Genomic DNA, 21,448 nt, shown 5'->3' on the forward strand with positions numbered 1-21,448 from the left:
CGGGCGCGTCGGGGCGCTTCGGGTCGCTTCGCGGGCGCGTCGGGTCGGGTCGGGTCGGGTCGGTCAGCAGTCGGGGATGACGTTGCCGCTGTTGTCCCTGGCCTCGTCGTCGCCCCATCGGGAGAGGTAGTAGGCGGGGACGTAGGCGCCGTTCCCGTCGCCGCCCGGGTAGACCTCGTCGAGGTCGGTCCGCAGCCACCAGGTGTTGAAACCGCTGGTCCCCTCGTACCGCGCGCCGGCGACCTTGCAGTAGACGTAGTGGGTCCCCTGCCGCAGCAGCCCCTGCGGGGAGGCGGTGGAGGCGTCCGCGTAGCCGTCGGTGGCGGCGAAGGTGTCCACCCAGTAGCGGTCCGGGGTGCCGCCGTCGCAGCCGTTGTCGCTGGCCAGATGCTCCTGGCCGTAGGAGCCGGGGTAGGGCAGGCCGGTGCCGTTGATCACGATGTCCTGGCCGACGCCGTTGAGCAGCTGCTCGTAGTGGATGTGCGAGCCGGAGGAGTTGCCGGTGGTACCGGTGGTGCCGATCGGCTCGCCCTGGGCGACGGAGGCGCCGTCGGGCACGCCGAAGGTATCCAGGTGGAAGTAGTAGGTCTGCCAGCCGCCGCCGTGGTCGATCACGATGTACTGGCCGGCGCCGGAGGGCTGGTCGTGGCGGGTGGCGGTGCCGGCGGCCGAGGCGAGCACGGGTGCTCCGTGTGTGGCCCCGCCGTCGCTGCGGACGAAGTCCAGCGCGCGGCGCACCTCGGCGGAGTGGTGGCTGTAGGTCCACTGCTGTCCGCAGGGGAACGGCGCCTTGAACGCCGGGGCGGCCGTCGTTCCCGCGTCCGCCTGGGCGGCGGGCACGGTGAGCAGGGCGGCGAGCAGCGTGAAGAGGGCGAGCACGGCGACCCGGAACGGGCGCGGCCGGCGCCCGGGCGGGGGCTGGCGGAGCATCGAGGTTCCTCCCGATGGTTATGACATGCACATGTTGCGACGCGCTCGGGTCTACCCCGTGTGCGGTCTCTCAACACGTGAGCCCTTCGGGGGTTCAGCAACCCACCACCGGGCCGAGGACGACACCCCGCCCCGGCCGGCCAGGACCATAGTCGACTGCGGCCCGCCACGAATGCACCGCGCAGTTCCCCGCGCCCCCAGACAGGCCGCCACCTACCGAACGTGAACCCGCACCCGAACGACCACGCCCACCACAACCAGGGGCGCGGGGAACTGCGCGAGCAACCACCCACCGGGCCGAGGACAACGACGCCCCCCGCCAGCACCTACCGCATCGCCTCCGCCAGCCGCGTCAGAAGGGCCGCCAGGCCCGCCGGGCCGTCGACCGTCAGGTCGGTCGCCTCGGCGAGGGCCGTCACCTCGGCGCTGCCGCTGCACACCCGCAGCCCGGGAACGCCGCCGGCCGCCAGCTCCGCGACGGCCGCGAAGGCCGGGAGGTCACCGAGGTCGTCGCCCCCGTAGAGCACCGAGGTCGCGCCGACCTCGGCGACCAGCGAGGTCAGCGCCGCGCCCTTGTCCATGCCGTCGGGCCGCAGCTCCAGCACCAGCCGCCCCGGCTCCACGCGCAGCTCGTGCCGCTCGGCCAGCCGTGTCAACGGCTCGCGCAGCGCCTCGAACGCACCGCTCGGGTCGGCGGCCCGCCGCGTGTGGACGGCGAGCGCGTTCCCCTTGTCCTCGACGAACGCGCCGCTCGGGCCGGCCAGCTCCGGAAGCTCCGCGCGCGCGGCGGCGACGCCGGGGTGCGGCGGCGGCGTGCGCAGCCGCCCGGTGGCGGCGTCCCAGCGCTCCGCGCCGTACGCGCCCAGCACGACGAGGCCGCTCAGCTCGGGATGGTCGGCGAACCCGCCGAGGCGGACGGCGACTTCGGCCGGGCGTCCGGTGATCACCGCGATCGCGGCGACCCGGCCTGCGAGCCTGGCCAGCGCGGGCACCGTGTCGGGGTGGGCCCTGGCGCGCTCGGGGTCGTCGACGATGGGGGCGACGGTGCCGTCGAAGTCGAGGGCGATCAACGCCCCCGACGGCCGGTTCAACAACGCGGCGAGGCCCGCGCGTCCGGCGTCGGTGGTGGGTTCGGGGAGGTGTGAGGGGACGCGAGAGGGGAGGCTGCCCATGGCGGGGAGCCTACCGACGGGCTCGCCTGGCGTCACGACGGCGTCGCAGTCGGTTGACCGTCACCGGGTCGTGGGCGAGGGCCGACGGGTCGTCCAACAGGGCGTTCAACAGCTGGTAGTAGCGGGTCGGCGAGATGCCGAGCCGCTCGCGTATCGCGCGCTCCTTGGCGCCGGGGCTCGGCCAGGAGCGCCGCTCCAGGGCGAGCACGGCCCGGTCGCGCTCCCCCAGGCCGGCGGACGCCGACTCGGCTGGCGGCGGCTCGGCCGGCGGCGACTGACTAGCCGGTTCCGGAACTTCCGTCGATTCCCCACTCACCTGGGCATGTTAACCAGCGCCACCGACAATGACCCGAAAGCCCCGTCCACGACAGGAGACGCCCATGACGGTCGCAGGCAGCCTCACCTCGTCCGAGATCGCGGCCCAACCCGACGCCTGGCGGCGCGCGATCGAGGAGGCGCGCTCCGCCCGTGCCGGTGCGCCGGCGGACGCGCTGCCGCTCCCCGGGGAGCGGGTCGCGGTGACCGGCTGCGGCACCTCGTGGTTCGTCGCGCTCGCCTACGCGGCGCTGCGGGAGGCGGCGGGCGAGGGCGAGACGGACGCGTTCGCGGCCTCCGAGTTCCCCGTGCGCCGGGCGTACGACCGGGTGGTGGCCATCTCGCGCTCCGGTACCACGACGGAGGTCGCCGACCTGCTGGTCGCGCTGCGCGCGCGCCACCCCCGGGTGCCGCTGCTGGCGCTGACCGCCGACGGCGAGACGCCGGTGGGGCGCGCGGCCGACCGGGCGGTGGTGCTGGACTGGGCGGACGAACGCTCCGTGGTGCAGACGGTGTTCGCGACGACCGCGTTGACGTTTCTGCGGGCGGGGCTGACCACGGTCGGCGAGGGGCCGGCGGCGGCCTCGGTCGCGGACGCGGAGGCCGCGCTGGCGAGCCCGCTGCCGGACGCGGCGCTGGCGGCGGGGCAGTGGACGTTCCTCGGCGCCGGCTGGGCCTACGGTCTCGCGCTGGAGGCGGCGCTCAAGATGCGGGAGGCGGCCGGGGGTTGGACGGAGGCGTACCCGTCGATGGAGTACCGGCACGGGCCGATCGCCATCGCGGGCGCGGGGCGCGTGGTGTGGTTGTTCACGCCGGCGCCCGAGGGCGTGGCGGAGCGGGTGCGGTCCGCCGGCGCCACGTTGTGGGGTCCGGCGCCGGGGGATCCGTTGGCCTCGCTGGTGGTCGCGCAGCGGCTCGCGGTGGCCGTCGCGGGGGCGCGCGGGCTGGACCCGGATCGGCCGCGCGGGCTCACTCGTTCGGTGATCTTGCGGTAGTGGACTAGACCTCTTGGTGGTTTCGGGGCGAGACTGGCGCGTGTGAGTCTCCAGGAGCACCAAGCCAACTACGTGATCGCCCTCGACGTCGGGGGCACCACGATCAAGGCCGCGTTGACCGGTAGCGACAAGGAACCGTTTCTGCGCGTGCGTCGGGACACCGCGACCGAGGGGCCGCGGGCGGTGGTCGCCGGCATCCTGGACCTGGTCGCCGAGTTGGCAGCCGAGGGCCTGGCCCGACGCGGCGGCCCGCCGGCCGGCGTGGGGCTCGCCGTGCCCGGCGTCGTCGACGAGGCCGCCGGCGTCGCCGGCTACAGCGCCAACCTTGGCTGGCGCGACGTCCCGCTCGCCGCGCTGGTGGGCGAGCGGCTGGCGGCCGAGGGAGCGGGCGACGTGCCGGTGGTACTCGGGCACGACGTGCGGACCGGCGGGCTGGCCGAGGGGCGGCTGGGCGCGGGCGCCGGCGTCGGACGCTTCTTCTTCGTGGCGCTGGGCACCGGGATCGCCGGGGCCATCGGCGTCGGTGACCGGATGGAGCCGGGGGCGCACGGGGGCGCGGGGGAGATCGGGCACGTGGTCGTGCGCCCCGGCGGCCCCCGGTGCGGCTGCGGGCAGTACGGCTGTCTGGAGACGGTGGCCTCCGCCTCGGCCGTCGGCCGGGCCTGGGCCGAGTCCTCGGGCGCGGCCGGCGCCAGCGCCGCCGACGCGGCCCGCGCCGTGCGGACCGGCGACGCCCGCGCCAACGGGGTCTGGCGGAACGCCGTGGACGCGCTGGCCGACGGCCTGCTGGTCGTGGTCAACCTGCTCGACCCCGAGGTGGTGATCGTCGGCGGCGGGCTCGCCGAGGCCGGCGAGACGCTGCTCGACCCGCTGCGCTCGGCGCTGGCCGCGAAGGCCACCTTCCAGCGGCTTCCCGAGGTGGTCCCCGCCGCGCTCGGGGAGTCGGCCGGCTGCCTCGGCGCCGGCCTGCTCGCCTGGGACCACAGCCAACTCCCCCAGATCCCGGAGGTTTCCCCGTGACCGCGACCCCCCACGCAGCACGACCCGCCTCGGAGCCGGTCGCGTTCGCCGTCCCCACCGGCCGCGCGGCGCGCACCCGGCTCACCGGCGCCCGGGTGGTGACGCCCGGCGGCGTGGTGGCCGACGGCGAGGTCGTGTACGAGAACGGGCTGATCGTGGACGGCGCCTCGCGCGATCCCGGGTCGACCGCCGTGGTCGACCTCGGCGGGCGCTGGCTGGTGCCGGGCTTCGTCGACCTCCACGTGCACGGCGGCGGTGGCGCCTCGTTCTCCGCGGGGAGCGCCGAGGAGGCGCTGCGGGTGATCGGGACCCACCGGGCGCACGGCACCACCACGATGGTGGCCTCCACGGTGACCGGCGCGCTGGACGACCTGGCGGTACAGGCCGGGGCGCTCAGCGAACTGGTGGAGCAGGGCGAGCTGGCCGGGCTGCACTTCGAGGGCCCGTTCATCGCGGAGAACCGCTGCGGCGCCCACGACCCGACGTTGCTGCGCGACCCCGACCCGGCGGATGTCCGCAAGCTGGTGGAGGCGGCCAGGGGCACCGCCCGGATGATGACCCTCGCCCCCGAGCGGCCCGGCGGGCTGGCCTCGGTGCGGCTGCTGACCGAGCTGGGGGTGCTGGCCGCCGTCGGGCACACGGACGCGAGTTACGAGGTGACCCGGCGCGCGATCGACGCGGGCGCCGCCGTCGCGACCCATCTCTTCAACGCGATGCCGCCGCTGGCGCACCGCGTGCCGGGGCCGATCGCCGCGCTGCTGGAGGACGAGCGGGTGACCGTCGAGCTGATCAACGACGGGACGCATCTGCACCCCTCGGTGCTGACGCTGGCGTTCCGTTCGGCGGGCGCCGACCGGGTCGCGTTGATCACGGACGCCATGGGCGCGGCCGGCATGGGCGACGGCAGCTACCCGTTGGGGCCGCTGCGCGTCGAGGTGGTCGAGGGGGTGGCGCGGATCAGCGACGAACGGACGCCGCCGGGGACCGGCGCCATCGCCGGCTCCACGCTGACCCTCGACCGGGCGCTGCGCCGGTCGGTGACGCGGGACGGGCTGTCGGTGGTGGACGCGGTGCGGGCGCTGTCGACGACGCCGGCGCGGCTGCTGGGCGTCGACGACCGGGTGGGGTCGATCGAGGTGGGCAAGCACGCCGACCTGGTGGTACTGGACGACGCCTTCCGGGTGGAGGGCGTGCTGCGCCGCGGCGAGTGGCTGGTGCGGCCGTGACCTCGGCCACGCTGGGGCCGCTGCTCGCCCGGGCGCGCGCGGACGGGCGCGCGCTGGGCGCGTTCAACGTGATCACCCTGGAGCACGCCCAGGCGGTCGCCGCCGGCGCGGCGCGCGCCGGCGTGCCGGCGGTGCTCCAGCTGTCGCAGAACGCGGTGGCACACCACGGCGGCGAACTGGCGCCGCTGGCCGCCGCGTTGACCGCGCTGGCGCGGGCCGCGCCGGTGCCGCTGGCGCTGCATCTGGACCATCTCGACGACGGGCCGCTGGGGCGGCGGCTGCTGCGGGAGGCGCCGGCGGCGGGGTTCGGGTCGTTGATGTTCGACGGCTCGGCGCTCCCCGCGGAGGAGAACGTGGCGGCCACCTCGGCGGCCGTCGCCTTCGGGCGGGAGCACGGGCTGGCGGTGGAGGCCGAGCTGGGCCGGATCGGCGGCAAGCCGGGCGACGCGCACACCCCCGGGGTGCGCACCGACCCCGGGGAGGCGGCGGAGTTCGCCGCGGCCACGGGGGTCGACGCGCTCGCGGTGGCGGTGGGCAGCAGCCACGCCATGACGGTCAGGGACGCCGCACTCGACCAGCCGCTGATCGCCGAGCTGCGGGCGGCGGTCGGCGTGCCGCTGGTGCTGCACGGCTCGTCGGGGGTGCCGGACGAGGAGCTGCGGGCGGCGGTGCGCTCCGGGATGACGAAGATCAACGTCGGCACCGCGCTGAACGTCGCACTGACCGGAGCGGTGCGCGAACGCCTCGCCGGCGAACCGGGACTGGTCGATCCGCGACGTTATCTGGCCGACGGGCGAGCGGCGATGACCGAGACGGTGACGCGGCTGCTCGCGGTGCTGAACGGCGCCGCGCCGGCCGTCCCGCCGGCGCGGGGTGGGACGGCGGACGGGGTCAGCCCGCGTCCTCGCTGAGGTAGATCTGGTCGATCGCCACCTCGCAGGAGTCCGGGCAGGACAGCTGGACCGTGTTCTCGCCCTCCTCGACCTCGACCAGGTTGTAGGTGGTGACCCAGCTGTCTTCCCAGTCGTCGCTGGCCTCGTTCCAGTCCTTGAGCTTGACCGGGTCCTCGCGGGGCGTGCCGTTGACCGAGAAGGCCATGGTCTGGTCGTCGCTGACCACCGAGTAGCCGATGTAGAGCCGGTAGGCGCCCGGGTCGCCCTGGAAGTCGAACGTCCAGGTGATCGTGGAACCCTGCCGGTCCATGAGGGCGATGTAGGAACCGGACTCGGACCTGGCGCCCCCGAAGTTCGACTCCAGCGCGGCGTCGCCCCCCAGCGGCAGCTGGGTCACGTCCGCGACCGGCAGGCCGTCGGGCTCCGGCTCCTCCGGCGGCTCCTCCTCGTCGCCGCCCTCGGTCTCGCCGTCGTCATCCGGGCCGCCGGTCGGCTCCTGGGTCTCCTCGCCGCCCGCCTTGTCGTCGTCGCCACCGTTGCTGAAGAGGATCGCGGCACCGACCCCGATGACCACGGCGAGCACGACGGCGATGGCGCCCAGCAGCAGCCCGTTGCGGCGGTTGTCCTGGTTCCCCCTGCGTCGGTCGGACGGCGGGCCGCCGTAGCCGTCCCCGCCCCCCGGCTGCGTCTCGGGAGCCGCGTACCTGGCGTCCGGCGAGTGCTGCTGCCGGTACCCCTGCTGTCCCCCGAACGTGCGCTCCCCCACCGGGCGCACCTGGTTGTAGGAGGGCTGCCGAGGGCCAGAGGGCGGCGGAGCCTGGCCGGCCTCCGGGCGATAGAGGTACCCGAAGGGGTCGTCGCCCCCGTCCGGCGTACCCTGGCCGCTGTTCCCCGCGCTCATCGACTGCCGCTCCTTCGTTGCGGTACCACACGTCCCACCCCATGTGTCTGGGCGCGAGCCTACCCCGTTCGAGGGACCCCCCGGGCCAACGCACCTCGCCGGTGCCACACCGGCCCCACGGGGTGCGGCCGACCGCCCACGCAACCCCCGCGGGGCGCGCGAGCGACCCCACACCGGGCTCACGCCGACAACCCGCCTTGCCGGCGCGGACCATGGTCGACCACCCCCGCCACAAATGCACCGCGCAGTTCCCCGCGCCCCCAAACAGGCCGCCACCTACCGAACGTGAACCCGCGCCCGACCGACCACGCCCACCCACACCAGGGGCGCGGGAAACGGTGCGAACAACCACACACCCGGCCGAGGACGACACCCCACCCCGGCCGGCAAGGCCGGTTGTCGACCGCTGCCCGACCGGAGGTCACCCCGCTCGGCGGCGCCCCTGCGCGCGGGACCGCTTCTCGACGTACATCCGCTGGTCGGCCGACTCCAGGATCTCCTCCGTCGTCATCCCGCACGCCGCCCAGCCGATGCCGAAGCTGCCGCCCACCCGCACCGAGCGCCCCTCGACCCGGATCGCCGGCACGATCGCGCTGCGCAGCCGCACCGCCAGGTCGGCCGCGTCGCGCGGCCCGAGGCCCTCCGCGAGGACCACGAACTCGTCGCCGCCGAGCCGCGCGACCGTGTCGTTGTCCCGCACGCCCTGCTCCAGCCGGCGCGCGACCTCGACCAGCACCGCGTCTCCGCACACGTGCCCGAACCTGTCGTTGATCGACTTGAAGCCGTCCAGGTCGCAGAAGAGCACCGCAAGGCCCTTGCCGTCGCCCCCGGGGGCGTCCGGCTGGAGCACGTGCTCGTGGTGGTCGAACGAGTGCGGCCGGTGGACTCCGGTCCCGAACGCGTCGAACGCCGCGGCGCGCGGCGCCTCGGCCGCGGGCGCCGGGTAGGGGCGGCGGGACTCCGGTGGGTTGGCGCAGATCCGGGAGCCGAGGCGGGCGCGCAGCTCCGCGCTGTTGGGCAGCCCGGTGAGCGCGTCGTGGCTCGCGCGGTGCGCCAGCGCCAGCTCGTGGCGCTTGCGTTCCTCGATGTCCTCGACGTGGGTCAGCTGAACCTGCGGCCCGGCCGCCGGGTCGGCGACCACCGAGTTCCGCAGGTTGACCCACAGATAGCTGCCGTCCTTGCGGGCCAGCCGCAGCTCGGCCCGGCCGCCGTCGTTGGCGGTGCGCAGCAGCGTGCCCATGTCCTCGGGGTGGACCAGGTCGGCGAAGCTGTAGCGGCGCAGCACGGCGACGGTGCGGCCGAGCAGCCGGCAGAGCGCGTCGTTGACCCGCAGCAGCCGGCCGTCGCTGTCGCCGCCGACCTCGGCGATGGCCATCCCGCTGGGCGCGTACTCGAACGCCTGCCGGAAGCTCTCCTCGCTGGCGCGCAGCGCCTCCTGCTCGCGTTCGAGCCGGACGAGCGCGCGCTGCATGTTGCCGCGCAGCCTGGCGTTGCTGATGGCGATGGCGGCCTGTGACGCGTAGAGCTGGAGTGCCTCGCAGCCCCAGGGGCCCGGGCGGCGGCCGTTGCGCGGCTTGTCGACCTCCAGGACGGCCAGCAGTTCGCCGTCCGAGGCGTACATCGGCGCGAAGAGCCGGTCCATCGGGTGCCACTCGTCGGGGAAACGGGGCGCCGGGCCCGTGGTGTGCCACTGGGGAACGTCGTCGTGGTCGAGGACCCAGCCCTCGGTGTAGGGGATGAAGCGCAGCTCTCCCCAGCGCTCCCCCATCGTGAGCCTGCGCTCCCAGGAGGCGCGGGAGCCGGTGCGTCCGGCGATGGCGGCCTCGGCCTTGTCGACCTCCACCTGGTCGGCGCCGGCGACGGCGGCCACGAGCAGGTCACCGTCGGGTCTGACCACGTTGACCGAGGCCAGCTCGAAGCCGAGCGCGTCCACGCTGCCGTCGGCGACGGTCTGGAGGGTGTCCGCCATGCTGCGGGCCGTGTTGAGCTGGGCGACGACCTGGTGCAACTCCCGCAGCGAAGCGAGGCGCACATACGGCTCCGTCTCCGTTTCCATCACTCCCCCGGGTGAATGCACGTGCAGATATAGAGGCCACTGAATCACAGGGAGCTGTTCGCTAGGTACACAGGGTCAGCGATTAGTAGCCTACTGTGACCCATGTCACAGTGCGGACAGGGTCGATCGCGGGTTGTAGGACGAGTCGGGACAAAGCCCTGGTTCCGTGGCCCGATGCGTTTCCCTCCTCCGGGCGGCTAGCGTGCCGTTGTGTCCCAACCAGCGAGACCGGCCAGTGCGGCCCCCCCGACCCCTTCCGCCGGCACCCCCGGATCGGCCGGCCGTACCCGGCCGGCGCGTCCCGAGGGGGTGGGCGAGGACGAGTTCCGAAGCGCGATGGCCCGGCTGGCCGGCGCCGTGGTGCTGGTCACGGCGCACGACGAGGACGACGGCCCCACGGGGGCCCCGGCCGGGATGACGGCGACGGCGTTCCTCTCCGTCTCGCTGGACCCGCCGCTGGTGCTGGTCAGCGTCCGCGGCGGCTCGCGAATGGACGAGGTGCTGGAGCAGAGCGGTCGCTGGGCCGCCTCCCTGCTCGGCGCCGAACAGCGCGTGCTGGCCGGCCGGTTCGCGATGAGCGGACGCCTCAGCGACCGGCTGCTCTTCCGCGAGGTCCCGCACACGCTCGGGGAGTTGACCGGGGCACCGCTCGTCGAGGGCGCGCTCGCGACGCTGGAGTGCGAGACGGAGAGCCGGGTCGAGGCGGGCGACCACACCCTGGTCATCGGCCGGGTGCTGCGCACCGCCCTCGCCCCCGGGGCGGAAGACCCGCTGCTGTACTACCGGGGCGACTACCGGCGGCTGGACTGAACGGAACGGGTCGCGGCGGTCAGTCCCAACCCGCGCGGCCCGAACGCCCCTTCTTCACGTCGGAACGGCGACGCTTCTCCCGCAGCCGGCGCTCCACCAGCGCACGCGGCTTCTTCTTCGGACGGCGCGGCCTTGCCGGCGGCGCGGTGGCCTCGGCCAGCAACTCGGCCAGCCGCCGGGCCGCCGCCTCCCGGTTGCGCCACTGCGAACGGTGCTCGCTGGCGCGGACCACCAGGACACCCCCGTCGGTCAGCCGGCCGGAGAGCCGCTCCAGCGCGCGTTCCTTCCACACCTCGGGCAGCGCCGTGGTGGCGGCCAGGTCGAAGCGCAACTCGGCCTGGGTGTCGGAGGTGTTGACGTGCTGGCCGCCCGGGCCCGAGGAACGCGAGAACCGCCAGCGCAGCTCCGACTCGGGCACGTGGACCGCGCCGCGGATGGGATAGGGACCGGACATGCGTTCCATGGTCCCGCCTCCCCCGCCGACGCGCACCACGGTTTCCCACCCGGAGGGGCGCGGAACCCGCACTTTTCCCTGAGTTTTCCGCGACCCCACCGTGGAACCCCGCCTCGGCTGACATCGTTGAGATCAGTGAGAGTAACGTCTTCGCAAAGAAGACCAGAACGATCCGGACTAAGGGGATTTCTCCATGGGTGTGAGCCTGTCCAAGGGCGGCAACGTCTCGCTGAGCAAGGAGGCTCCAGGACTGACCGCGGTCACCGTCGGCCTGGGCTGGGACGTCCGCACCACCACCGGTACCGACTTCGACCTGGACGCCAGCGCCCTCGCGGTGGACAGCTCCGGCAAGATCGTCTCGGACCAGCACTTCATCTTCTACAACAACCTCGCCACCCCGGACGGCACCATCCAGCACACCGGTGACAACCTCACCGGTGAGGGCGAGGGCGACGACGAGCAGATCAAGGTCGGGCTGGCGGGCCTGCCGCCGGAGGTCGACAAGATCGTCTTCCCGGTCTCGATCCACGACGCCGACAACCGCGGCCAGAACTTCGGCCAGGTGCGGAACGCGTTCATCCGGGTGATCAACCAGGCCGACGAGAACGAGCTGGCTCGTTACGACCTGACCGAGGACGCCTCGACCGAGACCGCCATGGTCTTCGGCGAGCTGTACCGCAGCGGTGCCGACTGGAAGTTCCGCGCCGTCGGCCAGGGCTACGCCTCCGGCCTGGCCGGCATCGCCCAGGACTTCGGCGTCAACATCTGAGGTATCCCCGAGGCTGACGCCTGACGCGGCCCCCGGACGGTTCGACCCGTCCGGGGGCCGCCGCCGTTCGGGCGGGAACGTCACTCAGGGTCGCGATTTCAACTGCCCTCCGGGGCAGGCGGCATGAACGTCGAGGACGCCTTGTGCCCGCACGGCATGGGGACTTGCCTTCCCCCACGCCGTACTGAAGGGTATGGCCCCATGCAGATCGTCATCACCTCACGGAAGGCGGCGACGCTCGACACCTGGCGACGCGCGCGCGCCGACGCGCCCGAGGTGATCATCCACCTGGGGGCGCGTTCGCCGGTGCCGGTGGACGCGATGGTGGTGTCCGGGGTCCACGCCTTCCCCCGGCTCGGCGGGCACCCGCGCTGGGACCGCGCGCAGATCATCGAGAACACGCACGAGGACGACTGGCCCAAGTACCTCGTGGTGCCGCCGACCCGCCCCATGGTGCTGGGCGAGGACCGGGTGGCCCGCATCCACCCCGACTACCGCCGGATCAGCCCGGCCGGCTACGCCGCGTCCCGCGCACTGGCGGAGATCATCCGCTGGAACGCCAGCCAGGACGACACCATCTCGGCCGCCGAGGTGAACCTCCCGCTGCTCGGCTTCGACAACCCCGCCGACGCGGCGAGCGCCCGCGCCTTCCACGAGGCCCTGGACGAACTCCTCGCGACGGTCCCCTGACGGGGTCACGGACCGGCACCTGACCGACCACGTCAACCCCCACAAGGGGCGCGGGGAACTGCGCGAGCAACCCCACACCAGGACACGGACGACCACCCACCTCGCCGGCACCGGACCGTCGTCGACGGCCCCGCGCCCCCGACGGGGCGCGGACGACGATTCACCGGACCGACAACCCCGCCCCGTCCGGCAAGGACGACCGTCGGTCAGGACTCCGCGTTCACCAGGCGCAGCTCGGGGTGGGCCGTGCCGCCGTCGATCGCGGTGGAGGACAGGTGGGAGACCACCCGGTCGTCCACCGGGTCCAGCGCCGGGTCCTCGTGCACCGCCAGGTGCTCGTAGGTCGTCGCCCGCTGCGCCGGCACCCGGCCGGCGTCGCGGATCAGCCGGATCAGCTCCATCCGGTTCGAACGGTGCTTCGCGCCGGCCGAGGAGACCACGTTCTCCTCCAGCATCACCGAGCCGAGGTCGTCCGCCCCGTAGTGCAGCGAGAGTTGGCCGACCTCCTTGCCGGTGGTCAGCCAGGAGCCCTGGATGTGCGCCACGTTGTCCAGGAAGAGCCGGGCCACCGCGATCAGCCGCAGGTACTCGAAGAGCGTCGCCTGGGTCTGGCCGCGCAGATGGTTGTTCTCCGGCTGGTAGGTGTAGGGGATGAACGCCCGGAAGCCGCCCGTGCGGTCCTGGACGTCGCGCACCATCCGCAGGTGCTCGATCCGTTCGGCGTTGGTCTCGCCGGTGCCCATCAGCATCGTGCAGGTCGACTCGACGCCCAGCTCGTGGGCGGTCTCCATGATCGACAGCCACTCCTCGCCCGACTCCTTGAGCGGGGCGATCGCGTTGCGCGGGCGCGCGGGAAGCAGCTCGGCGCCGGCGCCGGCGAACGAGTCGAGCCCGGCGGCGTGGATGCGGCGGATGGCCTCCTCGACGCCGACGCCGGAGATCCGCGCCATGTGCGCCACCTCGGAGGCGCCGAGCGAGTGGATCACCAGCTCGGGGAACGCCTCCTTGATCGCGGAGAAGTGGCGTTCGTAGTACTCAACGCCGTAGTCCGGGTGGTGTCCGCCCTGGAACATGATCTGGGTGCCGCCCAGCTCCACCGTCTCGGCGCAGCGCCGGAGGATGTCGTCGAGGTCCCGCGTCCAGACCCTGTCGCTCTTGGGCGGGGCGTAGAACGCGCAGAACTTGCAGGCGGTGACGCAGGCGTTGGTGTAGTTGATGTTCCGCTCGATGATGTACGTCGCGATGTGTTCCACGCCCGCGTAGCGCCGGCGGCGCACGGCGTCGGCCGCGCGCCCCAGGGCGTGCAACGGCGCGGAACGGTAGAGGTCCAGCGCCTCCTCGGGGGTGATCCGCCCGCCCTCGGCGGCCCGGTCCAGCACGCTGGTGAACTCGGCGGCGCCCATCACGTTCCCTTCGACGGTTCCGGTGGCCTCCAACCGCCTCAGCCTACGTCAGCGCCCCCGACGGGCCTCGAAGCCCCCGCGCCCGCCCCGCCCCTCCGCGGTCAGGACTCGCGACGCAGCGTGCCCTCGTTCTCGTTGCCCTCGGCGTAGCCGTGGAACTCCAGCAGCTCGTCCCCGGCGGGCCGCAGCACGAAGGCGTAGGGGTCGGGCACACAGGTGGAGGCCAACGTGGAGCGGTGCGGGTCGAGTTCGGCCTCCAGGGTCAGCTCGTCCCCGGTGACCTCGGTGAGGGTCAGCCGGTCCACGCAGCTGTTCAGGCCGATCGCGTCGCTGGAGGTCGCGGCGCCCACCTGCTCGCCGACCCGGCCGTCGGAGACCTCGACCAGGATGGTTCCCAGCGGCAGGCCGCCCGCGCGGACGTCGCCCTCCCAGACACCGAGGTAGCGCTCGGGGACGGTCGCCTCGCCGGTCCCCTTCTCCTCGTCGCCCAGCAGCCACAGCGCGCCGCCACCCGCGAGGGCCAGGGCCCCGGCGACCGCGGCCACCGCCACCGCGCGCCGGCGTCCCGACCGGGCGGTCGGCGTCGCGGAGGGAGCCGGGGGCGCCGCGGAAGAGGAAGAGTCCGGCGGCATCCCGGAAGGAGGGGGCGGCGGGGCGCGGGTGCCGGCGTCCTGGGTGGGCGGCTGCGGCGCGGAAGAGGCGGTCATCGCCAGCCTCGGATCGGGCGCGCGGGCACCACCCGCGTCCGCTCCGCCGCCCGCGCCCCGTTCGCCCTCCGCCTCGCCCGCGTCCAGGTCGAGCAGCCGCACCGCACGCCGGCTGACCTCCTCCACCAGCGGCTGCGGCAGCCAGCCGGGGCCGAGCAGGGTCGCGGCCGGCGCCCGCCCCGCCAGCTCGGCGGCGATCTCGGCCGGCGTCGGCCGGTCGGCGGGCCGCTTCGCCAGGCAGGCGGCGACCAGCGGGCGCAGCTCGTCCGGCACCGCGTCGAGCTCCGGCGGCTCGTGGACCACCCGGTACAGCAGCTGCGCCACCCCGGTACCGCGGAACGGCGCCTGCCCGCCGGCGGCGAACGCCAGCACCGCGCCGAACGAGAACACGTCGGTCGGCGGCCCGAGGTCGTCGCCCAGCGCCTGCTCGGGCGACATGTAGCCGGGCGAGCCGACCGAGACTCCCGTCGTGGTCAGCCGGGTGGTGTCGCCCGCCTCGGTCGCCCTGGCGATGCCGAAGTCGATCAGCCGGGGCCCGTCCAGCGCCAGCAGCACGTTGGAGGGCTTCACGTCCCGGTGCACCAGGCCGCGCCCGTGCACCGCCGCGAGCCCCTCGGCCAGCCCGGCGCCCAACGCCCGCACCGTGCGCGGCGGGACGGCGCCGTGCGCGGCGACCGCCTGCTCCAGGTCGGGCCCCGCGACATAGCCGGTCGCGACCCACGGCACCTCGGCCTCCGGGTCGGCGTCCAGCACCGGCGCGGTCCAGTCGCCGCCGACCAGCCGGGCCGCGGCGACCTCGCGGGCGAACCGCGCCCGGAAGCGCCCCTGGTCGGCGATGTGCGGGTGGACCAGCTTGACCGCGACGGTGCGCCCGCCGGCGCTGCGCCCCAGATAGACCCGCCCCATCCCGCCGCGCCCCAGCCTGCCCAACAGCCGGTAGGAGCCGACCGCACGAGGGTCGTCGACGGTCAGCGGGTCCATCAGCGCGGCTCCGGCGCCGGCAGCAGTTCCACGTCGGGGGCGCCGTCCCGGCCGACCCGTCGGCCGAACTCGGCCATGCCGGCCAGCTGGCGTTCGCCCAGCCGGAAGTCCAGGGTGGTGAAGTAGCGTTCCAGCACCTCGGCGTCGAAGTCCTCCCACCGCGCGGCCTGCTCGGCGACCTTGGCCACCTCGGTCAGGGAGAGGTCGCGGGAGGAGAGGAAGGCGCGGTGCACCTCGCGCACCGTCTCCGGGTGGTCGGCGAGATAGCCGCGCCGCACACACCAGACGGCGAAGACGAACGGCAGCCCGGTCCAGGCGTGCCACATCTCCCCCAGGTCGTGCACCTCCAGGCCCAGCCGCGGCGCGTCGTGCAGCGAGGCGCGCAGCGCGGCGTCGCCGATCAGCACGCCGGCGTCGGCCTCCCGCATCATCAGCCCGAGGTCGGGCGGGCAGGTGTAGTAGTCGGGGGTGACGCCGTACGCCTCCGACAGCAGCAGCCTGGCCAGCCGCACCGAGGTGCGCGAGGTGGAGCCGAGCGCGACCCGGGCGCCGTCCAGCCGGTCCAGCGGCACCTGGGAGACGATCACGCAGGACATCACCGGGCCGTCGCAGCCGACGGCGATGTCGGCGAGCGGCACCAGCTCGTCCGAGTGACCGAAGAAGTCCATGAGGGAGACCGGCCCCATGTCCAGCTCCCCCGCCACCAACCGCTCACCCAAGCGCTCCGGGGTGTCCTTCGCCAGCTCCAGGTCCAGCAGGCTTCCCGTCCGGGCGAGTCCCCAGTAGAGGGGGAGGCAGTTGAGGAACTGGATGTGTCCGACACGGGGGCGACTTGGGTGGTGTGTAGTCACCTTAGGGAGGGTACGCCTGAGGTCGTGCGAGCCAACGTTCAGGGACAGGTCCACCTCACGGGTGATCTCTGCTCTTCCGAGCGTGCACACCCCGTGCTAGGCTCGCGGCGAGTTGCAGTTTGGTTTCCCTTGCAGTACGAGCCTGCGGAGCATGTGACCGCGGGCTTTCGTCGTTTTCAGGCTTCATGCAGGTTCTGGAGCAGGGCGACCCTTTTAGGCCCAGGGAGGGCTTATGGCTACCGGAACCGTCAAGTGGTTCAACGCCGAGAAGGGCTTTGGTTTCATCGCCCAGGATGGCGGCGGCCCTGATGTCTTCGTTCACTACTCCGCTATCAACGCCACCGGTTTCCGTTCTCTTGAGGAGAGCCAGACCGTGACCTTCGATGTCACCCAGGGTCCGAAGGGTCCCCAGGCTGAGAACGTCAGCGTGGTCTGAAACGCCAGTTTTCCGGCGTGACAACCAGAGAAGCCCCTGTCGGCTGGCAGGGGCTTCTTTTGTTGCGTTCCGGGGGTTTCACCGAAGAATCCCCGGAGGATTTCCCGCACCGGGGAAATCCTCCGTCGGCTTCTCCTCGTGCGAGGGCGCTCACCCCCTCCCCGCCCGAGGGCGCTAACCCTCCGCGCCCTCCGGGGCGTACAGCTCCTCAAGGATGTCGGCGTAGTCGTGGAGAACGGCGGCCCGGCGAATCTTGAGCGACGGGGTGAGCTGTCCCCCTTCCACGGTGAACTCCTGGGGAATCACCCGGAATCGTCGAATGGACTCCCCTTCGGGAAGTACCCGTTCGGCGGTGGAGACCGCCTTCCCCACGTCGGCGAGGAGTTCGGGGTCCTCGACCAGCCGGGAGAGCGGGGTCCTGCCCCGCTCGCGGAGGGCGCGCCAGTGTGCGAGGCCGTCCGGGTCCAGGGTGATCAGGGCGGCGAGATGGGGGAGTTGGTCGCCGACCACCAGGCAGTGGCCGACCAGCGCGTGGGCGCGCAGCGCCTCCTCGACCGGCTCGGGCGCCACGGTCCTGCCCCGCGCGGTGATGATCAGGTCCTTCTGCCGTCCGATGATGGTCAGAAAGCCGTCCTCGTCCAGGGAGCCCAGGTCCCCCGTCGCGAACCAGCCCTCGGCGTCGGTGCCCGGCACCACCCGGCCCCGTTCGCCGTCCCAGTAGCCGGCGAAGACCTGGGCGCCGCGCACCAGCACCTCGCCGTTCCTGGCGACGCGCACGGCCGCGCCCGGCAGCGGCCGGCCGACGGTGCCGAGGCGGCGGGCGCCGGGGGAGTTCACGGTGACGGCCGCCGAGGTCTCGGTGAGGCCGTAGCCCTCGTGGACGGCGACCCCGATGCCCTCGTAGAAGGTGGCGAGCCGGCTGCCCAGCGGCGCCCCGCCGCAGATCACGTGCCGCAGCCGGCCGCCGAGCCGCTCCCTGATCCTCCGGTAGACCAGCGGCTCGTAGAGCGAGCGCGCGGCCCGCAGCCCCACGCCCGGCCGCGCCTCGGCCTCCGCCTCCCCCGCGGCCCCCAGCCGCCTGGCTATCCGCGCGGCGCGGTCGAAGGCGCTGCCGCGCCCCGCGGTCTCGGCGCTGGCGCGGGCGGCGTTGAAGACCTTCTCCAGTAGCTGGGGGACGGCGAAGAGGAACGTCGGCCGGAACGAGGCGAGGTCCGCCGACAGTTCGGCGGCGGCGACCCCCGACGCGTGCCCCAGCCGCACCCTGGCCCGCACACAGGCCAGCGAGACGACGCGGCCCAGCACATGAGCCATCGGGAGGAACAGCAGCGTGCTGGGCGGGGTCTGCTCCGGGTCCTCGGGGTCGGGGGCGAAGACCGCGCCGAACAGCTCGATGGCGCCGTCGAGTTCGGCCATCAGGTTGGCGTGGGTGAGCACGCAGCCGCGGATCGTCCCCGTGGTGCCCGAGGTGTAGACGAGGGTCGCGGCGTGGCCGGGGGTGAGGTGCTGCCGGTTCTCGGCGACGGTCCGGTCCGGCGCCCCGCGCCCGGCCGCCGCGATCTGGCCCAGCACCCCGCCCTGTCCCGCGCCCAGCGCGGTGAGCTGCCAGACGTGCGCCACCCCCGAGAGCTCCTGGCGGACGGCGCTCAGCCGGCGGGCCTCCTCCGCGGTCTCGACCACGCAGGCCCTGGCGCCGGAGTCCCGGAGCATCCAACTGAGCTGTTGGGCGGAGGACTCGGGGTAGATCGGCACGGTGACCAGGCCGGCGGCCCAGGCGGCGAAGTCCAGCAGCGTCCACTCGTACCGGGTCCTGGACATGACGGCCAGTCGGTCGCCGGGCTGGAGCCCGTGCGCGGTCAGCCCCTTGGCGAGCGCGGTCACCTCCTCGGCGAACGCGGCGGCGCTGACATCGCGCCAACTCCCGTCCGCCTGTCGGCGGCTGAGAATCGGCAGCTCCGGCGCCGCGAGCGCGTTCACATACGGGATGTCGGCCAGGGTGCCGCGCCCGGGTGAGGGTCCGGGGGGCGGGGTGGCCACGGCGACCACCCGCCCCTCCTCGCGGTGCAGCTGTGGCGTCGGTCGGTGGGGCGCTGTGGTCTCCAGCGGGGCGTGCGGCATCGCGGTCCTCCCGGTCACCGCCCTGGGGTAAAGGCGGAGTGGGTGCATTCTGCCGCGCCTCGTCCGGCGCTGACCGGGGCTTTCACCGTTCCACCACGGCTGCTGTGCCGGTTCGGCCGGTTCCTGCCACCGAATGTCAACTCCTGCAGCTGCGACGGGCGTCACATCGGGGAGGGCGCGCCTCCTCTTGCGGGTGGGTGCGTGCTCACGTCAGAGTTCCTGACATACGGCACTCCCGCCGTCGAGCCGCTCCGGCGGGTGTGCCGTCTCAGGGTCGGACGGGCCCGGGGGTCCACTTCGCGACAGATCCGGGACGTGCCGCGCGGCGCGTTCCCGGCGGAACCTCAGCCTCCGTTCGTGCCCTCCCGGTCATCCTCTCTGCCCCGATCCTCCGCGAGATCGAACCGGCAGAACACACTCTTGCCCCCCTGGTCGACCGGCGCCCACCAGGTGGCGTCGGCGAGGCTCTGCACGATGAACAGCCCCCTGCCGCCCTCGGCCAGCAGCGCGTCCTCCGACCCCGGAGACGGGTCGACCCGGTCGCCGGCGGGCAGCGTCGGCGGGGTGGAGTCCTCGTCCGAGACCTCGACGAAGAGCGAACGCGGCCAGTAGCGGAACGCCACCACCACCCGCCGCTCGCCGGCGAGTTGCACCCGACGACCGTCGGGCGCCGCGTGGTGGATCGCGTTCCCCACCAACTCGGAGACGCACAGCTCCACGTCGTCGGCGAGCTCGGACAGGCCCCACTCCCCCAGCACATGGCGCGCCGTGTGCCGGGCGGCGGCCGGGGTGTCGCGGTAGTCCGCGATGAGGGTGATCGAACGGAAACGGTACGCACTGGACAGCACCACGGGCTCACGGGGCGCGGGCGGCGCCACCAGGCGCGGCGCGCTCCTCATCTCCGGCGACGACATGGTCTCCCCCCTCGATCGGCCGGCTCGATGACGTTCCGGGCGCCGGGCGCCCGTCGAAACCAGTTCGGTTATCAACCAGTCAAGAGGCGACACACCCCTTGAGGGAACGAGCACAAGGGGGTTCACACACACATCGGGGGGGTTCACGTGGGGCATGGGCTCACGGACCGTGCTCCCCCCGGGCGCATCACGCGCACCCCCCGCGCCGGCACGACGAAACGGCCCCGGCCGGCACGTGATCCGTGCCGGCCGGGGCCGAGGGGGCGCGTGGGGGCGGACGTCGTCAGACGGTCGCCTCGCGCGCGCGTGGGGGCGCCCCCGACGGCTGGTCGTCGGCCGGGGCCGGCTCCTCGTCGCGGTCGGCGTCGTTGATCTCGAAGCTGGTCGCCGAGTCGTACGCGTCCCGGTCGAGGATGCCCTCCCTGGCGGCCACGATGACCGGCACCGTCGCCTGGCCCGCGACGTTGGTCGCGGTGCGGATCATGTCCAGGATCGGGTCGATCGCCAGCAGCAGGCCCACGCCCTCCAGGGGCAGCCCGAGGGTGGAGAGCGTCAGCGTGGTCATCACCGTCGCGCCGGTGAGGCCGGCGGTGGCCGCCGAGCCGATGACGGAGACGAAGGCGATCAGCACGTAGTCCTGTGCGCCCAGGCTCACGCCGAAGATCTCCGCCACGAAGATCGCCGCCAGCGCCGGGTAGATCGCGGCGCAGCCGTCCATCTTGGTGGTCGCGCCGAACGGCACGGCGAAGGAGGTGTACTCCTTCGGCACGCCCAGGCGCTCGGTGACCTTCTGGGTGACCGGCAGCGTGCCGACCGAGGAGCGCGAGACGAACGCCAGCTGGATCGCCGGCCACGCGCCGCGGAAGAAGCGCAGCGGGTTGACCTTGGCGACCGACCACAGCAGCAGCGGGTAGACGCCGAAGAGCACCAGCAGCGAGCCGACGTAGACGTCGATGGTGAACGTCGCGTAGTCACCCAGCAGGTCCCAGCCGTACTGGTCGATGGCCCGGCCGATCAGGCCGACCGTGCCGATCGGCGCCAGCCGGATGATCCACCACAGCACCTTCTGAAGCAGCGCCAGCGAGGTCTCGGCGAACGTGATCAGCGGCGCCGCCCGCTCGCCCAGCTTCAGCGCGGCCACGCCGACGGCGGCGGCCATGAACACGATCTGGAGGACGTTGAGTTCGGTGAACGGGGTGATCACGTCCGTCGGGACGATTCCCGTGAGGAAGTCCAGCCAGGAGCCCTTGCTCTCGGGCGCGACCCCGTCGGCGGCGGAGAGGTTGGAGCCGGAGCCGGGGTTGGTCAGCAGCCCGATGGTCAGACCGATGGCGACCGCGATCAGCGAGGTGATCAGGAACCACAGCAGGGTCTGCGCGGCGAGCCTGGCCGCGTTGGACACCTTGCGCAGGTTGGTGATGGAGACGGCGATGGCGAGGAAGACCAGCGGGCCGACGGCGAGCCGCAGCAGCTGCACGAAGATGCCGCCGACCTCGTCGAGGGTCCGGCTCAGCCAGTCGACGGACCACTCGCGGGCCACCCAGCCGAGCACCACGCCCAGGACGAGGCCGGCCAGGATCTGCGCCCAGAACGGCGGCAGGGATATGCGGCGCGGTCTGGGCGCCGCTGCGGAGGGCGCGGAGGGCGACGACTCCGCGGGGGACGAGGAGGACACAGGAACACTCCGGTTGGGAATGAGGAAGGTATCGGGACGACGATCGGGGCCGGATGGGGCCGCGCACGGCGACCGCCGCCCCTTCGGGGCGGGCTGGGGTCGCGCCGGGGGCGCCGAACTCTCGGGGGTACGAAG

General features: G+C 73.6%; 20 protein-coding genes. 8 read left to right on the plus strand and 12 right to left on the minus strand.

Going from position 1 to position 21,448, the window contains the following annotated elements:
- Positions 1–63: 63 nt before the first annotated feature.
- The 3 genes from FH715_RS26875 to FH715_RS26885 all read right to left on the minus strand — a co-directional run bounded on the left by FH715_RS26875 (position 64) and on the right by FH715_RS26885 (position 2,331).
- Positions 64–930: a M23 family metallopeptidase gene (locus FH715_RS26875; protein WP_139649902.1), complete on the minus strand. Its 867-nt coding sequence runs from the start codon at positions 928–930 to the stop codon at positions 64–66.
- Positions 931–1,256: 326 nt separating this feature from the next.
- Positions 1,257–2,102 (minus strand): trehalose-phosphatase, encoded by an 846-nt coding sequence (gene otsB / locus FH715_RS26880; protein WP_139649904.1) that lies wholly within the window; start codon positions 2,100–2,102, stop codon positions 1,257–1,259.
- A gap of 10 nt (positions 2,103–2,112) precedes the next feature.
- Positions 2,113–2,331: a DUF3263 domain-containing protein gene (locus FH715_RS26885; RefSeq protein WP_139649971.1), complete on the minus strand. Its 219-nt coding sequence runs from the start codon at positions 2,329–2,331 to the stop codon at positions 2,113–2,115.
- Between the two features lie 151 nt (positions 2,332–2,482).
- Here FH715_RS26885 and FH715_RS26890 point away from each other — a divergent pair, with 151 nt between their 5' ends.
- The 4 genes from FH715_RS26890 to FH715_RS26905 are packed head-to-tail and all read left to right on the plus strand — an operon-like array spanning position 2,483 to position 6,569.
- Complete coding sequence (locus FH715_RS26890; protein ID WP_139649906.1) at positions 2,483–3,412, plus strand: SIS domain-containing protein; 930 nt, start codon at positions 2,483–2,485, stop codon at positions 3,410–3,412.
- A 42-nt stretch (positions 3,413–3,454) separates the two neighbouring features.
- Positions 3,455–4,432, plus strand: a complete 978-nt coding sequence (locus FH715_RS26895) for an ROK family protein (RefSeq protein ID WP_139649908.1) — start codon at positions 3,455–3,457, stop codon at positions 4,430–4,432.
- Positions 4,429–5,658 carry an N-acetylglucosamine-6-phosphate deacetylase gene (gene nagA, locus FH715_RS26900; RefSeq protein ID WP_139649909.1) on the plus strand — a complete coding sequence of 410 codons (1,230 nt, stop codon included), beginning with the start codon at positions 4,429–4,431 and terminating at the stop codon, positions 5,656–5,658. The genes FH715_RS26895 and nagA overlap by 4 nt, the downstream gene beginning before the upstream one ends.
- On the plus strand, positions 5,655–6,569 hold the full coding sequence (locus FH715_RS26905; protein WP_139649911.1) for a class II fructose-bisphosphate aldolase: 915 nt from the start codon (positions 5,655–5,657) through the stop codon (positions 6,567–6,569). Before nagA ends, FH715_RS26905 begins: the two co-directional genes overlap by 4 nt.
- Here the strand turns inward: FH715_RS26905 and FH715_RS26910 are convergent.
- Both FH715_RS26910 and cdgB read right to left on the minus strand, forming a co-directional pair.
- Positions 6,550–7,452 carry a carbohydrate-binding protein gene (locus tag FH715_RS26910; RefSeq protein WP_139649913.1) on the minus strand — a complete coding sequence of 301 codons (903 nt, stop codon included), beginning with the start codon at positions 7,450–7,452 and terminating at the stop codon, positions 6,550–6,552. The two genes, FH715_RS26905 and FH715_RS26910, sit on opposite strands and share 20 nt — an antisense overlap.
- A 421-nt stretch (positions 7,453–7,873) precedes the next feature.
- Positions 7,874–9,508, minus strand: a complete 1,635-nt coding sequence (gene cdgB / locus FH715_RS26915; RefSeq protein WP_139649915.1) for a diguanylate cyclase CdgB — start codon at positions 9,506–9,508, stop codon at positions 7,874–7,876.
- 309 nt (positions 9,509–9,817) lie between these two features.
- Here cdgB and FH715_RS26920 point away from each other — a divergent pair, with 309 nt between their 5' ends.
- Entirely contained in the window at positions 9,818–10,318 is a 501-nt protein-coding gene (locus tag FH715_RS26920) for a flavin reductase family protein (protein WP_246109003.1), read from the plus strand.
- A gap of 19 nt (positions 10,319–10,337) precedes the next feature.
- Here FH715_RS26920 and arfB read toward each other — a convergent pair whose 3' ends face one another.
- A complete protein-coding gene (gene arfB / locus FH715_RS26925) occupies positions 10,338–10,781 on the minus strand; it encodes an alternative ribosome rescue aminoacyl-tRNA hydrolase ArfB (RefSeq protein WP_139649919.1) in 444 nt (147 codons plus the stop codon).
- A gap of 184 nt (positions 10,782–10,965) precedes the next feature.
- Between arfB and FH715_RS26930 the strand changes: the two genes are divergently transcribed.
- Complete coding sequence (locus FH715_RS26930) at positions 10,966–11,541, plus strand: TerD family protein (RefSeq protein ID WP_139649921.1); 576 nt, start codon at positions 10,966–10,968, stop codon at positions 11,539–11,541.
- 201 nt (positions 11,542–11,742) lie between these two features.
- The gene (locus FH715_RS26935) at positions 11,743–12,231 is read left to right on the plus strand and encodes a hypothetical protein (protein ID WP_139649923.1); all 489 of its coding nucleotides are present in this window, start codon (positions 11,743–11,745) and stop codon (positions 12,229–12,231) included.
- 206 nt (positions 12,232–12,437) lie between these two features.
- Here the strand turns inward: FH715_RS26935 and mqnC are convergent, their stop codons facing one another.
- The 3 genes from mqnC to FH715_RS26950 all read right to left on the minus strand — a co-directional run bounded on the left by mqnC (position 12,438) and on the right by FH715_RS26950 (position 16,173).
- On the minus strand, positions 12,438–13,634 hold the full coding sequence (gene mqnC, locus FH715_RS26940) for a cyclic dehypoxanthinyl futalosine synthase (RefSeq protein WP_139649975.1): 1,197 nt from the start codon (positions 13,632–13,634) through the stop codon (positions 12,438–12,440).
- Between the two features lie 101 nt (positions 13,635–13,735).
- Entirely contained in the window at positions 13,736–15,322 is a 1,587-nt protein-coding gene (locus FH715_RS26945; RefSeq protein WP_139649925.1) for a serine/threonine-protein kinase, read from the minus strand.
- On the minus strand, positions 15,322–16,173 hold the full coding sequence (locus FH715_RS26950) for a menaquinone biosynthetic enzyme MqnA/MqnD family protein (RefSeq protein WP_211367786.1): 852 nt from the start codon (positions 16,171–16,173) through the stop codon (positions 15,322–15,324). Before FH715_RS26950 ends, FH715_RS26945 begins: the two co-directional genes overlap by 1 nt.
- Positions 16,174–16,405: 232 nt before the next feature.
- Between FH715_RS26950 and FH715_RS26955 the strand changes: the two genes are divergently transcribed.
- Entirely contained in the window at positions 16,406–16,609 is a 204-nt protein-coding gene (locus FH715_RS26955; protein ID WP_097233593.1) for a cold-shock protein, read from the plus strand.
- 174 nt (positions 16,610–16,783) lie between these two features.
- On the opposite strand, the gene FH715_RS26960 is transcribed toward FH715_RS26955, so the two are convergent.
- The 3 genes from FH715_RS26960 to FH715_RS26970 all read right to left on the minus strand — a co-directional run bounded on the left by FH715_RS26960 (position 16,784) and on the right by FH715_RS26970 (position 21,313).
- The gene (locus FH715_RS26960) at positions 16,784–18,772 is read right to left on the minus strand and encodes an AMP-dependent synthetase/ligase (RefSeq protein ID WP_425472778.1); all 1,989 of its coding nucleotides are present in this window, start codon (positions 18,770–18,772) and stop codon (positions 16,784–16,786) included.
- A gap of 296 nt (positions 18,773–19,068) precedes the next feature.
- Positions 19,069–19,638, minus strand: coding sequence for an ATP-binding protein (locus tag FH715_RS26965; RefSeq protein WP_170184846.1), 570 nt, complete (start codon positions 19,636–19,638; stop codon positions 19,069–19,071).
- 283 nt (positions 19,639–19,921) lie between these two features.
- Entirely contained in the window at positions 19,922–21,313 is a 1,392-nt protein-coding gene (locus tag FH715_RS26970) for a dicarboxylate/amino acid:cation symporter (protein WP_139649928.1), read from the minus strand.
- Positions 21,314–21,448 lie beyond the last annotated feature (135 nt).

The sequence above is a fragment of the Streptomyces sedi genome (genome assembly GCF_006335015.1).
GTDB lineage: Bacteria > Actinomycetota > Actinomycetes > Streptomycetales > Streptomycetaceae > Streptomyces > Streptomyces sedi.

Bases quoted from the DNA above. Each gene is read 5' to 3' on its own strand.
- cdgB (WP_139649915.1), bottom strand. From the start codon at position 9,508: ATGGAAACGGAGACGGAGCCGTATGTGCGCCTCGCTTCGCTGCGGGAG.
- FH715_RS26945 (WP_139649925.1), bottom strand. From the start codon at position 15,322: ATGGACCCGCTGACCGTCGACGACCCTCGTGCGGTCGGCTCCTACCGG.
- mqnC (WP_139649975.1), bottom strand. From the start codon at position 13,634: ATGGGCGCCGCCGAGTTCACCAGCGTGCTGGACCGGGCCGCCGAGGGC.
- FH715_RS26910 (WP_139649913.1), bottom strand. From the start codon at position 7,452: ATGAGCGCGGGGAACAGCGGCCAGGGTACGCCGGACGGGGGCGACGAC.
- FH715_RS26965 (WP_170184846.1), bottom strand. From the start codon at position 19,638: ATGTCGTCGCCGGAGATGAGGAGCGCGCCGCGCCTGGTGGCGCCGCCC.
- FH715_RS26935 (WP_139649923.1), top strand. From the start codon at position 11,743: ATGCAGATCGTCATCACCTCACGGAAGGCGGCGACGCTCGACACCTGG.
- otsB (WP_139649904.1), bottom strand. From the start codon at position 2,102: ATGGGCAGCCTCCCCTCTCGCGTCCCCTCACACCTCCCCGAACCCACC.
- FH715_RS26960 (WP_425472778.1), bottom strand. From the start codon at position 18,772: ATGCACCCACTCCGCCTTTACCCCAGGGCGGTGACCGGGAGGACCGCG.
- FH715_RS26875 (WP_139649902.1), bottom strand. From the start codon at position 930: ATGCTCCGCCAGCCCCCGCCCGGGCGCCGGCCGCGCCCGTTCCGGGTC.
- FH715_RS26890 (WP_139649906.1), top strand. From the start codon at position 2,483: ATGACGGTCGCAGGCAGCCTCACCTCGTCCGAGATCGCGGCCCAACCC.
- FH715_RS26955 (WP_097233593.1), top strand. From the start codon at position 16,406: ATGGCTACCGGAACCGTCAAGTGGTTCAACGCCGAGAAGGGCTTTGGT.
- arfB (WP_139649919.1), bottom strand. From the start codon at position 10,781: ATGGAACGCATGTCCGGTCCCTATCCCATCCGCGGCGCGGTCCACGTG.
- FH715_RS26930 (WP_139649921.1), top strand. From the start codon at position 10,966: ATGGGTGTGAGCCTGTCCAAGGGCGGCAACGTCTCGCTGAGCAAGGAG.